The sequence below is a fragment of the Pseudoalteromonas sp. Of11M-6 genome (assembly GCF_022347905.1).
Lineage (GTDB): Bacteria > Pseudomonadota > Gammaproteobacteria > Enterobacterales > Alteromonadaceae > Pseudoalteromonas.
Window position 1 is genome coordinate 38,564 of the sequence record NZ_JAKRFW010000001.1, and the last position, 16,812, is coordinate 55,375.

The 16,812-nt window shown below is 46.1% G+C and carries 13 protein-coding genes; 1 reads left to right on the forward strand and 12 read right to left on the reverse strand.

The genetic code is table 11. The features are described from left to right. The 12 genes from MHN32_RS00160 to mraZ are packed head-to-tail and all read right to left on the reverse strand — an operon-like array spanning position 1 to position 13,371. On the reverse strand, positions 1 to 912 hold the full coding sequence (locus MHN32_RS00160; RefSeq protein ID WP_239420485.1) for a D-alanine--D-alanine ligase: 912 nt from the start codon (positions 910 to 912) through the stop codon (positions 1 to 3). Continuing rightward, the gene (gene murC, locus MHN32_RS00165) at positions 909 to 2,342 is read right to left on the reverse strand and encodes a UDP-N-acetylmuramate--L-alanine ligase (protein ID WP_235366800.1); all 1,434 of its coding nucleotides are present in this window, start codon (positions 2,340 to 2,342) and stop codon (positions 909 to 911) included. Before murC ends, MHN32_RS00160 begins: the two co-directional genes overlap by 4 nt. A gap of 8 nt (positions 2,343 to 2,350) precedes the next feature. Beyond that, the gene (murG, locus tag MHN32_RS00170; protein WP_239420486.1) at positions 2,351 to 3,418 is read right to left on the reverse strand and encodes an undecaprenyldiphospho-muramoylpentapeptide beta-N-acetylglucosaminyltransferase; all 1,068 of its coding nucleotides are present in this window, start codon (positions 3,416 to 3,418) and stop codon (positions 2,351 to 2,353) included. Continuing rightward, positions 3,415 to 4,590: a cell division protein FtsW gene (gene ftsW / locus MHN32_RS00175; RefSeq protein WP_239420487.1), complete on the reverse strand. Its 1,176-nt coding sequence runs from the start codon at positions 4,588 to 4,590 to the stop codon at positions 3,415 to 3,417. Before ftsW ends, murG begins: the two co-directional genes overlap by 4 nt. Beyond that, on the reverse strand, positions 4,587 to 5,909 hold the full coding sequence (gene murD / locus MHN32_RS00180; protein WP_102056077.1) for a UDP-N-acetylmuramoyl-L-alanine--D-glutamate ligase: 1,323 nt from the start codon (positions 5,907 to 5,909) through the stop codon (positions 4,587 to 4,589). Before murD ends, ftsW begins: the two co-directional genes overlap by 4 nt. Further along, positions 5,909 to 6,991 (reverse strand): phospho-N-acetylmuramoyl-pentapeptide-transferase, encoded by a 1,083-nt coding sequence (mraY, locus tag MHN32_RS00185; protein ID WP_010368649.1) that lies wholly within the window; start codon positions 6,989 to 6,991, stop codon positions 5,909 to 5,911. The genes murD and mraY overlap by 1 nt, the downstream gene beginning before the upstream one ends. Continuing rightward, positions 6,985 to 8,379 carry a UDP-N-acetylmuramoyl-tripeptide--D-alanyl-D-alanine ligase gene (gene murF, locus MHN32_RS00190; protein ID WP_102056076.1) on the reverse strand — a complete coding sequence of 465 codons (1,395 nt, stop codon included), beginning with the start codon at positions 8,377 to 8,379 and terminating at the stop codon, positions 6,985 to 6,987. Before murF ends, mraY begins: the two co-directional genes overlap by 7 nt. Continuing rightward, positions 8,376 to 9,839: a UDP-N-acetylmuramoyl-L-alanyl-D-glutamate--2,6-diaminopimelate ligase gene (murE, locus tag MHN32_RS00195; protein WP_239420488.1), complete on the reverse strand. Its 1,464-nt coding sequence runs from the start codon at positions 9,837 to 9,839 to the stop codon at positions 8,376 to 8,378. The genes murF and murE overlap by 4 nt, the downstream gene beginning before the upstream one ends. Further along, positions 9,832 to 11,646: a peptidoglycan glycosyltransferase FtsI gene (locus tag MHN32_RS00200; RefSeq protein WP_010605806.1), complete on the reverse strand. Its 1,815-nt coding sequence runs from the start codon at positions 11,644 to 11,646 to the stop codon at positions 9,832 to 9,834. Before MHN32_RS00200 ends, murE begins: the two co-directional genes overlap by 8 nt. Next, positions 11,643 to 11,966 (reverse strand): cell division protein FtsL, encoded by a 324-nt coding sequence (gene ftsL / locus MHN32_RS00205; RefSeq protein ID WP_010368658.1) that lies wholly within the window; start codon positions 11,964 to 11,966, stop codon positions 11,643 to 11,645. Before ftsL ends, MHN32_RS00200 begins: the two co-directional genes overlap by 4 nt. Beyond that, a complete protein-coding gene (gene rsmH, locus MHN32_RS00210) occupies positions 11,966 to 12,898 on the reverse strand; it encodes a 16S rRNA (cytosine(1402)-N(4))-methyltransferase RsmH (protein ID WP_039494187.1) in 933 nt (310 codons plus the stop codon). The genes ftsL and rsmH overlap by 1 nt, the downstream gene beginning before the upstream one ends. Before the next feature lie 14 nt (positions 12,899 to 12,912). Next, a complete protein-coding gene (gene mraZ, locus MHN32_RS00215; protein WP_010368661.1) occupies positions 12,913 to 13,371 on the reverse strand; it encodes a division/cell wall cluster transcriptional repressor MraZ in 459 nt (152 codons plus the stop codon). Positions 13,372 to 13,698: 327 nt separating this feature from the next. Here mraZ and MHN32_RS00220 point away from each other — a divergent pair, with 327 nt between their 5' ends. Then, positions 13,699 to 16,794 carry an EAL domain-containing protein gene (locus tag MHN32_RS00220; RefSeq protein WP_239420489.1) on the forward strand — a complete coding sequence of 1,032 codons (3,096 nt, stop codon included), beginning with the start codon at positions 13,699 to 13,701 and terminating at the stop codon, positions 16,792 to 16,794. Positions 16,795 to 16,812: the final 18 nt, after the last annotated feature.

Sequence of the window (16,812 nt, forward strand, 5' to 3'; positions counted from 1 at the left end):
TTAAAGCGTTTGCTCCAAAATGCGAACAACTAATTGTTCAAAACTTACACCCGTTGCTTTTGCTGCCATCGGCACCAACGACTTTTCAGTCATACCAGGTACAGTATTTACCTCGAGTAGATAGAAATGACCTTGCTCATCTTGCATGGCGTCAACACGTCCCCAACCAGTGGCACCAACCAATTCAAAAGCGTGCTTTGCCATCACTTGTAATTGCTCAGTGTGTGCAGCGCTAATATCCGCCGGACAATAATATTCGGTACTGTTGACTTGGTATTTCGCTTCATAATCGTAAAAACCACGAGGCGTACGCATTTCAATAACAGGCAATGCCTCTTTAGCGAGCATAGACACGGTAAACTCACGTCCAGTGATCCATTGTTCAACGAGAACTTGATCGTCAAACTTAAAGGCATTATTTAATGCCGCAGTCAGGGTTTCTTCGCTGTCTGCCTGAGCCATACCTATGCTCGAGCCTTCGTGACTTGGCTTTACCATGACTTTGCCAAACTCAGCGATTAGCGCCTTAGCGTCAAAACCCGTCTCTTTGCTTACGACAGTATAAGGTGCCGTACTTAACTTGGCAGACTGAAATAGATGCTTACAGCGGACTTTATCCATCGCAAGCGCACTACCAAGTACACCGCTTCCTGTATATGGTATTCCCATAAACTCAAGCGCACCTTGAATAGTACCATCTTCACCGCCACGGCCATGCAGTGCAATGAATACGCGATCCACACCTAGGTCTTTAAGTTGCCATAAATTACGTTCTGCTGGATCAAAAGCAATCGCATCTATACCTTGATTAACGAAGGCATTTAGCACTGCATTACCAGACTTTAGCGACACCTCTCGCTCTGCTGAACTACCGCCAAGTAATACGGCTACTTTTCCAAACTGACTACTCATAATTCACTCTGTTTTAACTGCGCTATCGATAGCCCGGTGGCGGCTAACTGCTTCACGATTTGACCTATATTGCCGGCCCCTTGCGTCAACACTAAATCACCATCTTCCATGGTGCTTGCCAACACTTTCGCCAATTCACCATGGTCACTGATATGGATCGGCTCAACGCCACGTTGACGGAGACTACGGCACAAACTTTTACTATCCGCACCAACGATAGGCGCTTCACCGGCACTATATACATCTAACAGCAGTAGTTTATCAACATCGCAAAGCACTTTTACGAAATCTTCATATAAATCGCGTGTTCGACTATAGCGATGTGGCTGATAAATCATAACCAAACGCTTATCAGGCCAACCAGACTTAGCGGCTTTTATCGTCATCGCAACTTCAGACGGATGGTGACCATAATCATCAACCAGCATCACCTCACCCACTTCATTATTGAATGAGCCGTAATGCTGGAAGCGACGTCCTACACCTTCAAAATTGGCTAGCGCCTGATAAATCGCTTCGTTTTCAATATTGTGATCTTTTGCAACCGCAATAGATGCCAGCGCATTCAATGCGTTGTGCTTACCTGGCATATTTAGCTTCACTTCAAGTAACTCACCGTCTTTGGTTCTGACTTTAAAGTGTGATTCACTTTGTGTTTGCTTGAAGTCCAATAACTGATAATCCGCATCGTTAGCCTCACCATACGTGATTGTCGGCCTTGCAAAGCGTGGCAATAATTCTCTCACGACTGGCGAATCGATACACACCACCGCCAGACCATAAAATGGTAAGTTATGGATAAACTCGATGTAGGTGTCTTTCATTTTTTCGAAGTCACCCTCGTAAGTATCCATGTGGTCTTCTTCGATATTTGTTACCACCGACACCATCGGCTGCAAATGCAAAAACGATGCATCACTCTCATCCGCTTCTGCGATAAGGTATTCACTGCTGCCCACTTTGGCATTACTACCAGCACTATTGAGCAAGCCACCGATAATAAAGGTTGGATCCAGCTCAGCCCGCGCAAAAATACTCGCAATCAGGCTCGTCGTTGTGGTCTTACCATGTGTTCCAGCTACCGCAATCCCGTGACGAAAGCGCATCAACTCGGCGAGCATTTCGGCGCGACGAACGATTGGCGTACGGTTTGCCTTCGCCGCTTGGATCTCTGGGTTTTGGTCGTTGATGGCACTCGATACCACAACCACATCGGCCATTTTTACATTTTCAGCTTGGTGGCCGATAAAGATCTCGGCGCCCATATTTGTTAATCGCTCTGTCATCGTACTTTTGGCGATATCTGAGCCTGTAATTCGGTAACCTTCAAAGGCCAGCACTTCTGCAATCCCACCCATACCAGCACCACCAATCCCGATAAAGTGGATGGTGTTGATACGTCGCATTGCTCTTCTGCTTGAAGCTTCCATTTAATATCCTAGTTCGATAATTCTGTACAAATTTGGGCAACTTTCGCTGTTGCCTCCGACTTACCGCATTGTCTCGCTTTTGCTGCCATGGTCGCAATTTTTTGCGGCTCAATAACAAGTGGCTGCAGTGTCGTTGCTAGCGTTTCTGGCGTCAGTGCAGTTTGCTGTAATATATAAGCAGCCCCAGCCGACACTAAAAATTGCGCGTTAGCCGTCTGGTGATCGTCAACGGCATGTGGGAAAGGCACAAAAATCGCCGTTTTCCCAGCTGCGGCTATTTCACTCACGGTAAGCGCACCGGCACGGCAAATAACCAAGTCAGCCCAAGCGTATGCGGCATCCATATCATGAATGAACTCGCTGACCTCAGCATTAATGCCTGCACTTTCATATCGTTGTTGTGTATCGTCTTGGTTATGTTTACCGCTTTGATGGCGAATATTTAATCCGATACTGGCCACCTGTAGCTTTAGTAACTTGAGTCCTTCTGGCACGGTTTCATTCAGTGCTTTTGCTCCCAATGAACCACCGACAATTAATAGATTTAACGGCACTGAAACGGGTTTATCGCTAATCTCAGCAACACTTGCACGTACCGGATTCCCCACAACCTGAGCGAGCTTTTCATTGAATGCGCCGGGAAAACCCGCTAATACGCGACTCGCAATTTTCGCCAGCAACTTATTGCTCATACCCGCAACCGCATTTTGCTCATGGATCACCAAAGGGATCCCAAGCAGTTTCGCAGCAACACCTACAGGGCCAGTTACATAACCGCCCATGGCTAACACCACATCAGGTTTGCGCTGTTGTAAAATACGCTTTGCTGCAAGTATCGCTTTTAAAACCATAAATGGTGCGGTTAGTAATCGTTTGACCCCGTTACCACGGACGCCTTTCATGGCAATAAAATCAATTTCAAAACCGTAACGCGGCACCACATCGGCTTCCATTCGGTCCGCAGTGCCAACCCAGCTCACTTGCCAAGCCTGCGCCTGTAAAAATTGTGCCACTGCAATACCTGGAAAAATATGTCCACCTGTACCGCCCGCGACCACTAGAAGACGTTTTATCATCGCCTACCTCCACGGGATGTTGCCTGCCTTGTCGACATTTTTGTCTCAAAATCTATACGTTGTAGAATGCCTGCCGCAATTGTCATCACCCAAAGGCTAGAGCCACCGTAAGAAACAAATGGCAGTGTTAAACCTTTAGTGGGTAAAATGCCAGCGCTCGCACCAATATTAACGACTGCCTGAAAGGCAAACCAAATACCAATGCCCAAGGAAAAATACCCTTCGTATTCTTTACCTGCTTTAAGGGCCTTTTGCCCGATAAAAAGCGCTCGAGTAACCAATACGCCGAGTACAATAATAATGCTAAATACCCCAATAAAGCCCAGTTCTTCCGCTATTACAGCAAAAATAAAGTCATTATGTGCTTCCGGCAAATACTGTAGCTTTTGTATGCTATTACCCAAGCCTTGACCAAACCAGCCACCTTGGCCGTATGCCATTAGGGATTGTACCAATTGATAACCGGCGCCAAATGGATCTTCCCAAGGGTTTAAAAAGCCCACGACACGCTTCATACGATATGGCTCAATGATGATAAGCAGTACCACCAAAGAGACACCGGTAAGCATTAAGGTAAAAAACTGCCAAAGCCTTGCACCGGCTAAAAACAACAAGCCAACGGTCGTCACAAACATGACCACCACAGTACCTAAATCTGGTTGCATCAGAATTAAAAACGCATACACCGCAAACACAATCATTGGCTTGGCGAAGCCTTTGATGTTTTCTTGTACTTCATCGCGTTTACGTACCAAGTAGCCGGCAATATAGCTGAAGAAAAATAGCTTAGATGCCTCCGCTACTTGCAAACCAAAAGGTCCAAGCGGGATCCAGCGTCTTGCACCATTTACTTCGCGACCAATAATGAGTACCGCCACTAACAGTACCAAGCCAAAAAGCAGCAAATATGGATTACTGCGTTTCCACCAAGTCATTGGCACACTTGTCGCGAACCAAAAGAGAATAAACGAGCCCACTAAAAAGATAACGTGGCGAATGGTAAAGTGAAAAGGGTTATCAAATAGTCGCTCGGCAACCGGCATAGAAGCACTTGTCACCATCACAAATCCCACTCCAATAAGCATGAGCATGCAGTACATCAAAGGTACGTCAAATAAGCTCTCGGACTGGCGAGGCGTTAGCGCCTCTTTGATATCAGCGACGTTAATCAAGCATGTTCCCCCACTAAACGGACGAACTCATCCCCACGCGCCATATAGTTTGGATACATGTCTATGCTGGCGCAGGCTGGTGCTAATAATACAATATCACCATTAGTCGCTATCGTTTTTGCCGCCAACACGGCTTCTTCCAAATTGTTGACTTGATGGCTATTGCGCAGCAGTGGCATAAACTGTGCACCGTCTTGCCCGAAACAAAATAGCGCTTTGCAATGCGTAGTGAGTGGCGTCTTGAGTGGAGAAAGATCTGCCCCTTTCGCATCACCACCCACGATCAAAATAATATTTTTGCGACCTGAAGCTAAAGAATCAATAGCGGCGACCGTCGAGCCAACATTCGTTGCCTTCGAATCGTTGAAGTAACGAACCCCAGCAACATCGGCAACCAACTGACAACGATGAGGTAACCCCGTGAAACTCGCAAACGCGCTGGCAAATACCTGCATAGGCAATTGCATCGGCGCTAATAATGCTAATACCGCCAAGGCGTTAAATTGATTATGTCGCCCCACCATCGCCAACGTTTTTACCGCTAGCAGTGGTGTTTGTTTGTGTGCGAAATACGCCTCACCGTCAAAGGTCATTAAGTGATAATCCCCCTCAGTGAGAGATACACTGCTGCCTTGCCCATGCTGCGCAAAGGTATAATGATCTTCAGCATTAAAGACAATATGTTCAACATGCTGGTAAATACGTTGCTTCGCTTCAATATAAGCTTGAAAATCAGGATAGCGATCCATGTGATCTTCAGTAATATTGAGGATCATTGCCGACAAACAAGCCAAGCTATGAGTGGTTTCAAGCTGAAAACTAGACAGCTCAAGTACATAAACATCATGCGGCTGCTCTAACAACGACAGCACAGACGTGCCAATATTGCCGCCAAGCCCAACTTTTAAGCCTGCGGCTTTCAATACTTCTGTCGCGAGCGTAACAACGGTGGACTTACCGTTAGAGCCCGTAACGGCAATCACAGGGCGGGTATTAAGGCGTGCAAATAGCTCGATATCGCCGATGACTTCAACGCCTTCGGCAATGGCTGCGGCAACGCTTTGTTCAAATAACGGGATCCCTGGGCTGATGATAATCAGATCCGTTTGCGCCAAAGCGGCATCAGCAAGATTGCCAAATACCGCTTCACATTCAGGCGCGTTGTGACTTAGCCAGTCCGAGCCCGGAGGCACTGGACGACTATCAACCACTTTTGGATTAATACCGTGCGACAGCAGAAAACGCACAATCCCCTGTCCTGTGACTCCAAGCCCCAGTACCGTGACATGCTTTTTCTGTAATTGCTCAATATACGTCATTATCTAATCTTCAACGTCGCAAGACCGGCCAAAACCAAGATAATCGAGATGATCCAAAAACGGACTATCACGCGAGGTTCAGGCCATCCTTTTAATTCGTAATGATGGTGAATAGGGGCCATTCTAAAGATCCGCTGACCTCTGAGTTTGTAAGACCCTACCTGTAAAATCACGGATAATGCCTCCATCACAAATACACCGCCCATAATGATCAGCACTAACTCTTGGCGTACTAAAATAGCGATGATCCCGAGTGCACCACCCAGCGCCAATGAACCCACATCGCCCATAAAAACTTGTGCCGGATAGGTGTTAAACCATAAGAAACCAAGACCTGCGCCAACAATCGCCGTACATACCACAACCAATTCACTTGTGAGTGGCAAATGAGGAATATGAAGGTAGCTTGAGAAATTCGCGTTACCAGTAACGTAAGCAATAATCGCGAGTGCTGAGGCAACCAAAATGGTCGGAACAATGGCGAGTCCATCCAAACCATCAGTCAGGTTAACTGCGTTTGACGTACCCACAATCACAAAGTAACTCATGACCAAATAGAACAAACCAAGTTGTGGTAATACATCTTTCAAAAATGGCACGACTAGCGTGGTTTCCGCAGCGCTGGTAGACGTAAAGTACAAAAATGCCGCCGTAGAGATCGCAATAACCGACTGCCAAAAGTATTTCCAACGTGCGATTAGGCCTTTACTGTCTTTTCTGATCACCTTGCGGTAATCGTCCACGAACCCAACAATACCTAAGCTGCCAATGACAAATAACGTCACCCATACATATTTGTTGCTAAGGTCGCCCCACAGTAGCGTACTGGTAAAGATCGCAGCAAGAATTAACAGTCCACCCATAGTTGGGGTACCCGACTTGGACAAGTGCGATTCAGGGCCATCATCACGTACGGTCTGACCAATCTGCATGCGCTGTAATGCAGCGATGAGTTTAGGGCCAAAATACAACGAAATCATTAAGGCCGTTAAAATGCCTAAAATCGCCCTCAACGTAAGGTAAGAAAATACGTTAAACCCAGAATAATATTGGGTAAGATACTCGGCTAGCCAAACTAACATGATACTTCTCCTGTCTCGCTATCCGACTGGCCAGCGTTTACTAATTCTTCAACGAGCAGTTCCATCCGCGCACTACGTGATCCTTTAACGATAACGGTGCATTGTCCTGATTGCTCGGCCAATACAACCCGTAACGCCTTCATTAAGTTCTCGCGAGTCGAGAAATGACGATTTGGCTTTTCAAATACATTGCTAGCGCTGCTACTCAGCACCCCCAATGAAAACAATTCATCAATGCCTTGCTGCTTAGCATACTCGCCGACTTCACGGTGATATTCGCGAGCATCTTCACCCAGTTCTGCCATATCACCCAACGCCAATACTTTATAGCCAGACATAGACGCCAGTAAATCAATCGCCGCGTTGACAGATTTCACGTTTGCATTGTAGGTGTCATCGACGACACGCAACGTGTCCGAGACTTGGATCATGTTGACACGGCCCTTTACTTCAGCCATTTTTCCAAGACCCGTTGCCACCTCACTTAAGCTTGCGCCAAGCTCGGTTGTCAATGCAGCCGCAATCAACGCATTGCCAACGTTGTGCTGGCCACTAAGCGGTAAACTAATGGTGGTACGCTCTTCTCCCAGACATAGCGTGAAGGTAGGGCGAGCTAGCTCATCCAACTCAATTGCTTCCACCCAAATATCAAGCTGAGCATTTAAGCTATAACGTTTCACTTTAGAAACAGCTAAGCTTTCCTGCCACATCTGAGCATAATCGCTATCCGCATTGATGACTGCGACACCGTCAGCTTTTAGGCCTGAGAAAATCTCACCTTTCGCTTTTCCTACGCCATCAATTGAACCAAACCCTTCGATGTGGGCTGGTGCGACGTTACATACTGTCGCCACGTCTGGACTTACTAATGCAGTGGTATAAGCAATTTCACCCAAGTGGTTAGCGCCGAGTTCTATCACCGCATATTCATCATCTTCACTTAAGCGCAATAGCGTCAACGGTACCCCGATGTCGTTATTAAAATTACCTTTCGTCGCAAGGACTTTGCCTTTTTGCGCCAAAATCGCCGCACACATTTCTTTCACTGTGGTTTTACCGACACTGCCGGTAATTGCAATGGTTTTAGGGGCGACAGTTTCAATCACTGCTCGGCCAATTTGGCCTAAAGCAATGCGCGTATCTGTAACAACAAACTGTGGTAAATCGATATCTTCATCGTGCTCAGAAACAATAGCTGCGATAGCACCGTGTGCTTTGGCCACACCCAAGAAACGGTGGCCGTCAAAGTTAGGCCCTTTAAGTGCTAGAAATACCTCTCCAGACTGTATTGTTCTGGTATCAGTATTAATATTGGCGACTGCCAAATTCTCCCCGTCGTAAGGGGTTTTTAAGACTGCTGCAAGCCAAGAAAAATCCATCTTGATCATGCCTTTTCCCCTCGTAAAATCGCTGCAACGCATTGCCTATCACAAAAATCAATGCGCTCAGTACCTATAATTTGATAATCCTCGTGCCCTTTCCCCGCAATCAGCACCACGCTGTTTTCATCAGCTAGGTCTATCGCGTGTTGAATGGCTAGCCCTCTATCTGGCTGGCAGACAGCATACTCAGGGTGGATGAGTCCTGCCTTAACGTCGTCAATGATTAAATTGGGATCTTCGCTTCGTGGATTATCACTGGTGATCACCAGTTTATCTGCATATTTCTCTGCAGCTCGCGCCATTTCAGGACGCTTACCTTTATCTCTATCACCACCGCAACCAAACACACAGATAAGATTGCCCGGAACATGTGCTCGCAAGGCTTGTAGTGCAAGTGCCAAAGCGTCTGGGGTATGGGCATAATCAACAATACACGTAGGCTTTTCAGGGGCACTAAATGGCTGCATGCGGCCTGCAACTGGCGCGAGCTGGCTGCAAGCTTCGCTTAATGCTTCAAGACTTGCGCCTTGCAATAGTAAAGTCGCAATCGCAGCAGCTAAATTATAAAGATTAAACTCACCATACAGTGGCACACTGACTTCACATTCACCCCAGCAGGTTTTTAATGTCGCCGTCAAACCATTTGGGTGTGCCGACACGGCATCAAAGAATACATATTGTTGGTAGCTATTTTTTTCACTCCAGCGACCGTAAACAACCACTGTATCGTCATTAAACTCAGCGGCCCAACTTGCACCCACTTCATCGTCAATATTGATGACTTTGTGATTTGGCGCACAGCGAGTGAATAGCAGTTTCTTAGCTTCTGCATAGCTTTGCATATCACCGTGATAATCTAAGTGATCGCGCGTCAAGTTGGTGAAAACAGCCACATCAAAGTCGCATTCGTCAACTCGACCTTGCACCAAGCCATGGGAAGAGACCTCCATCGCGACTTGATCATACTGTTGCTGTAAAAACGCCAAAATACGTTGTAAATCTACGTTTGACGGCGTGGTGTTTGCCAGCGGAATAAGGCTGTCTGGTTGACCATAACCAAGCGTACCTATCACAGCACCAGCACTACCGATTAGGCTGGCTAAATTGGCAATCATCGCTGTCGTGGTAGATTTACCGTTGGTGCCAGTAACGCCTGTGAGTTTGAGCTTTTTACTCGGGTATGCATAAAACTGCGCTGCAATTGCCGCCAACTTATCGGCAAGATTATCGATAAAAATCGCTTGCTCTGGTGCAACATTAAGCTCGCTTCCCGTTTCTGCAAGCACACATTTAGCGCCTTGCGCAACGGCACTGGCGGCATATTTAGCACCGTCTTGGGCATGACCTTGCAGTGCAACAAAACAATCACCTGGTTCAATCGCTCGACTGTCTATGCGCAGATGCTCAACCTTAACAGGGGCAATATTGACACCGTAATCACTGAGTACCTGAGCCAGATCACGCATCGTTATCTGCTCCAGAAATATAAGCCACGCGCTCTTTATCAGGCGCTACATTTAAAATTCTCAGTGCATTAGACATTATTTCAGCAAAAGCAGGCCCTGCGGTTTGACCGCCATAGTAAACATCTCCCGCCGGTTCATTAACCATCACCACAACCGCAAGCCTTGGGTCACTTACCGGTGCAACGCCCGCAAAGTAACCAACGTACTCATCACCATAGCCACCCGCCACGGCTTTTTCTGAAGTACCTGTTTTACCAGCGGCACGGTATCCATCAACTTTTACGTTGTGGGCAGTACCACCACGTTCAAATACTGACTCCATCATCTCTACCACGGCATGTGTATCTTGCTCGCTAAAAATACGCTTACCTTCAGGAATTTCATCTTGCTTCACAATAGTGAGTGGTCGCAAGATACCGCCGGCTCCAAACATGGCGTAAAGTCTCGCCATTTGTGCAGTGCTTACAGATACTGCGTAACCATAAGAGAGTGTTGCAATTTCAAAGTTAGACCAACGGCGGTTTGGATAAAATAGACCTGCGCTTTCACCAATCATGTTTGAGCCCGTTGGCTCACCAAAACCCACTTGTTGGTATAGATTGATAAAATACTCTTTTGGCAGCATCTGCGAGATCTTCGCAACTCCCATGTTACTGGAGATTTTAAGGATCTCTCTTAAGCTCAGCTCACCATTGTTACGAGTGTCTTTCACTAAGCCACCACTTAAGTTCATCCAGCCCGGATAGGTATCTATCGTGTCTGTTGCCTTAACTGCACCATAATTTAAACCAGCCAATACCGCTAAAGGCTTTAAGGTTGAACCGGGTTCAAATAGGTCAGTCATAGCACGATTGCGACGTTTATAAGGTGCGGCAGTACTTAGATCGTTAGGATTAAAGCTTGGGCTATTCACCAAAGCTAAAATTTCGCCAGTGTGTACATCAACAACTATCGCCGAACCAGAGGTAGCTTTATAGCTCAGTACCGCCGACTTTAACGCGCGGTAGGCAATGGCTTGGATCCGTAAATCAATACTCAGGTAAACATCTTCTGGCTCGACACGCTGTTCTTCTGAAAGTACTTGTACTTCACGACCTTGCGCATCTTTTCGAATGGTGCGTTTACCAGCCGTACCGGTTAATGCAGAGTCGAACATACGCTCGACGCCTTCAATACCTTTGCCATCAATATCGGTTACACCAATCATGTGCGCTGTTACTTCGCCGCTTGGGTAAAAACGTTTGGACTCGTCAAGCAAGTGCACGCCCGGCAGGCGCATTTGACGAATATAGTTGGCAACAACCGCCGTCACTTGACGCTTCAAATAGACAAAACGACGGCTTGGGTCTCCCCTAAGCCGTTCATCGACATTTTCTGGTTTGAGTCTGAGTACATCTGCAAGCTCTTTCCACCTGAGCTCATCATCGTACCAAGCTTGTTTCCGTATTTTCAGCTCAGCATCATTTTGCTCTAACGCTTTATAATCTTCACCTTCTTTACGGGCTTTACGTAACACTTTTTTGGCAAGTGCCTTATCAATGGCAAGGGGATCTGCATAAACGCTCACAACCGGCACACTCACTGCCAGCTCTTTGCCATTGCGGTCGAAGATCATGCCTCGTTGGACATTGAGTTTCTCAACCCGTACGGTGCGCTTATCATTTTCTTCAATTGCCTTATCAGGCTCAATTACTTGCAAAAATGCAGCGCGTGCAACAAGCGTCATAAAAACGGTGAGCATCACGCCGCAAACTAGAGCAAAGCGCCAGGTGATAATAGATTGAGTTTTTTGCTTTTGTTTATTCATGGCAGCACAATCACCTGTTCATCTTTACTGGTTGGGCGTTTCATCTCTAACTGCATCTTGGCTATCTCTTCTATCCTTGCATGCTGAGAGTAAAACTCTTCTTCCACAACGAGGTAACGCCATTGTAGGTCTAACTCATCGCGCTGTTGTAATAGCTCATCCTGCTGTATCAATTGCTGGCGAGTTAAATGGGTAATTTGCACTACCGCGAGTGCAGAAATCAAAATCGTAAGTAGCAAGAATGCCGTCAACTTATTAGCAATGATGTAATAGCCTATTTCTACAAATAGATTCGGTTGACGTTGCTTACTTGCATTCATTAGAGCTTCTCCGCCACTCTTAATACTGAGCTTCGCGAGCGTGGATTTTGTGCAATCTCTGCATCGCTAGGCTTAATGGCTTTACCCACTGCCTTTAAGGTGAGATTTTGTTTAAGTTGTTCATCCGTTAAAGGCAGACCTCTGGGTATCGCCTCTCCCTTACTCTGCTTCTTGATAAACTGCTTTACAATGCGATCTTCTAGAGAATGAAACGAGATCACCACTAACCGACCACCAGGTTTTAACACCTCAAGTGACGCTTGCAATGCAGTCTGAATTTCTTCTAACTCGCTGTTAATATAAATACGAATAGCTTGGAAAGTACGAGTTGCAGGATGCTTATGTTTGTCCTTGACAGGCACAGCTTCATCTATCAGTTGCGCTAATTGCGCCGTCGTTGTAATCGCGGTGTGCTCACGTACTTCAATGACTTTACGAGCAATACGAGTGGCAAACTTTTCTTCGCCATACTTTTTGATCACAAACACCATTTCTTCAAGCTCTGCTTCAGCTAGCCACTGTGCAGCGCTGCGACCTGAGTCGGGATCCATACGCATATCCAGTGGCCCGTCTTTCATAAAGCTAAAGCCACGGTCTGCATCATCAAGCTGAGGTGAAGACACACCAATGTCCAACAAGATGCCATCAACCTGACCTAAGATACCGGCTTGTTCCGCGACAGATTTAATTTGCGAGAAGCGGCTTCGCGCTATAGAGAAACGTGTATCATCAGCAAACTTTTCAGCCGCTTTAATCGCTTGAGGGTCTTGATCTATGGCTTGTAAACGCCCAGTCGACAACCTTTTGAGGATTTCACCTGAATGCCCACCACGACCAAACGTCCCATCGATATATATACCTTCAGGGTTAATTGCTAGGGCATCTAGGGTTTCGGTCATTAATACCGAAATATGCTTAAACTCTTCGCTCATTAATTTGTTTACCCCTACAAGGAAAAGTTTTCCAGTTCAGGGCTTTCCTCAAAGTTTCCTGAGTGTTCAATTTCGGTATCTGCCTGCATTTGCTGATACCAGCGTTCTTCGTCCCAAATTTCAAATTTATTGAGTAGCCCAACTAGCATAATCTTTTTGCCTAATTGCGCATGGGACCGCAATGAAGGCGCCAGTAAAATCCGGCCATTTTTGTCTAGTTGGTATTCTGTAGCATGACCTAGCAACATCCGTTGCCAGCGTCTTACTCTGGGATTGGTGTTAGAGATGCGACTTAGTTTGGTCTCAATTTCTAGCCATTCGGAGAGTGGGTAGAGCCATAAGCACGGTTCGTTGATCGCAATAGTACAAATAACGGTTCCCTGATCTTCAGACAGCAGCGGTTGACGGTACTTAGTCGGCACCGCAAAACGCCCTTTGTCATCCAAAGCTAGCGAACTTGCACCTCGAAACATGCGTGATCCTATTTCTAAGTTAGTTGATCCAGTTTGATCCACTAAAACCCACTTTTTACCACAGAAGAACAGTCTAGGGCTTGACAAGCACTTTTGTCAAGCTCAGTCGGTACCTTTAACACCTTTGAAAGCCAGAAAAATCGCGGGATTTGTGGAAGATCATGAATTTTGTGGAAAAAAGTGGAGAGATGAAAAAATGCCATTTTTTTTGACCGGATAATCACATCATACTTTCAATTTAGAAATTAAAAATTCTATCTGTTAGCCCTTGCTCAGTGATGCTTTTGCAGCTGAATTATTTATGCAAATTTGCTTGGTTGTCCTAACTTGATTCGGTATCATTCGCGCTCTCTGATCAGCTCCATAGGTGGGATTATTCTGAAATCTTCAATACAGTTTCGATTTTATCGCTTACTCGTTCTACTGTGCTTGCCATGTCTGATCATTATTTTATTTCTATTATGTGAGCAACGTCAGCAGGCATTAACACAACAGTCACAACAGGCGCTGCATTACGCCAAACAAGTTGCGGCGATCCAGCAGGTAGAGCTCGCAGATACAGAACAAGTCTTACAGCAACTGTCGACCCGTATTGATCATCTTACCGTAGAGCACGGCAAATGCCCGCCGCTGCTTTATCACGCGATGCTGCTCAGCCCCAACCTAGCTAACCTTGGCATAGTTGACGCACAAGGGAACGTACTTTGTACTACGCATCAAGCAGATCAACGCGAGATCAATATCGCCGATCGTGGTTACTTTAAAACCGCAATGCGCACTGCCCAGTTTAGTATTGGTGAGTATCAAATTGACCGCAGCATGCAGCGTGCAACAGTCAACTTCGCGCTACCAATTTACGATGATAAACAGCAATTTTTATTTATGCTTGTCGCGGTCAAAGGCTTAACGCATTGGAGCCAGACCCTTGCAAAACTGCCTCTTCCTGTTGGTACTCGGGTAATGATTGCCGACGCTAAAGCGCAAATCATTGCGCAATATCCAGCAGCAAATGCAGAACTTGGCCGTGCTGTTAGCAGTTCTTGGCCAAGCAATTTAGGCACACAGGCGACGCTACTAAACACCCCAGAAGGCAATCGCTTGGTGTATGTAAAGCAATCACTCAATAACAGCAACCGAGCGTTACAAATCTACTTTAGTTTCGATTTTGAGTCCCAGTTGAGCAGCATAGATAAGCGTTTTGCACTCTTTCTAGGAATATTTTTGGCGCTTGTGTCTATTTTGTTTTGGCAAACACATTGGCAATTAAAGCAACAACTTTTAAAACCGCTTGGCGCACTCAAGCATGCTATTGCACAACTTGAATCGGGCAAGCAAGATCGCCGTTTTAACGCAACCAAAGTGCCCAGTGAATTTGAGCATATCGCCGAGCGTTTTGCTCATATGGCGCAAACACGCTTAGCCGCTGAAGACAATGCAAATCATAGACTTGCCGTTGTAAAAGCCCTGATTAATGCACTCCCCGATAGCTATGTGCGCTTAGATCAACAGGCTCAGATCTTATCTCGTTATGGCGATTACACAGACAAAGCACAAACGCTTAGGGAATTGCTCCCAGAACATATCTATAAACGGATCCGCGCAGAGCTTGCGCTGTTGAATGACAAAACCTATGTGCAACTTGAGTTTTCACCAACCAGTAATCAAGTGGTTGAATGTCGCCTATGTGCCATTGAGTCACATCCACAGGCGTTGTTGATTTTCCGTGATATTAGCCAACGTAAGCATCAAGAAGAAGCACTAAACCTTGCAGCATTGGTGTACAACAATAGCAGCGAATGTATGATCATCACGGATGCCAATGGCTTTATCTTGGACGTCAACCTTGCCTTTACGCGTGTAACTGGTTACTCACGCTCAGAGGTGCTGGGTAAGTCCACTGCCATGTTAGGATCGGGTCAACATGACCGTAGCTTTTACGAATTGATGTGGCAGCAGCTCAACGAACACGGCCGTTGGCAAGGTGAGATTGTCAACCGTAAGAAAAATGGCGAGCTTTACACCGAATGGCTGACTATTGATAGCGTTTACGATAGCAACCGTGAGATCTACCGCCGCGTCGCGATCTTCACCGATATTACCGAAGTAAAGCGTAAAGATGCGCTGATCTGGAAACAAGCACATTTTGACGAATTAACCGATCTTCATAATCGTGTGGGACTTAAAAAACACTTAAAAAAACAGGTTGCCAGCGGACAACAACAAACCGCCGTGTTATTACTCGATCTCGACAATTTTAAAGATATTAACGACACATTAGGCCATTATTACGGCGACTTACTCTTGAAGTTAGTCGCACAACGTTTAAAGAGTATGGCTCCGCATGCGTTTTTATCCCGCATTGGAGGTGATGAGTTTGTCTTTGTGTTGGAGGATGACGAACATAAAGCAAAGTGCAAAGCACTAGCAGCTCAGATCCAGTCCGCATTCAAACAGCCTTTTGAGATCCAAGATGAGCAATGCCATATCACTGCAAGTATGGGGATTGCCACTGCACCAACAGATGGTAATGGTGCAGAAGCCCTATTAAAGGCTGCCGATCAAGCAATGTATCGAGCAAAGCAGCAAGGTCGTAACGGCTATGTGATTTTTGATGACACTTTACGCAAAGTCGCAGAATCTAGAATGCACATGCTCAAAGGTATTCGTACTGCACTGCATAACAATCAATTTGAAATGCACTACCAGCCTATCGTATCACTTGACGATAATCGCGTCGCCAAAGCCGAGGCCTTGATCCGCTGGCGACACCCAGAGCAAGGTATGGTGAGTCCCGCTGAGTTTATTCCGTTAGCCGAAGAAACCCAGCTCATTCATCATATTGGCGATTTAGCATTTTCGCAGTCTATTGACACGTTGACACAACTACAGCACTTAGGCCATACAACACAAATTAGCATCAATGTGTCACCGGTCCAATTTGCCGCTAAAAATTGCACCTTAGCAAGCTGGAGTGACAAACTCACAACGCTTGCGATCCCCCCTGAGCACGTGGTTTTAGAAGTTACGGAGGGAATGATGATGCACAATGATAGCCGCACTAAACAACGAGTTGAACGCTTAAAGCAGCAAGGTTTTCAATTTGCGTTAGATGACTTTGGCACGGGTTACTCATCACTCGCGTATCTAAAACAATTAGATTGTCACTTTGTGAAAATTGATAAACGCTTCGTCGATGGCATTGCAACCAATGCAGACGATTTAACCCTATGTGAAACCATTATTTTGATGGCTCACCGCCTAGGCTTAAAAGTCATCGCTGAAGGCGTTGAGACCGCGACTCAGCATCAGCTATTAAAACAGGCTGGATGTGATTTTGGTCAGGGTTATTACTATTCAAAGCCGCTACCACAACGCGAATTTCTGACCTTAATGACAGAAAAAAGCCACATTGCTGTGGCTTAACTGAAGTTATTTAAAATC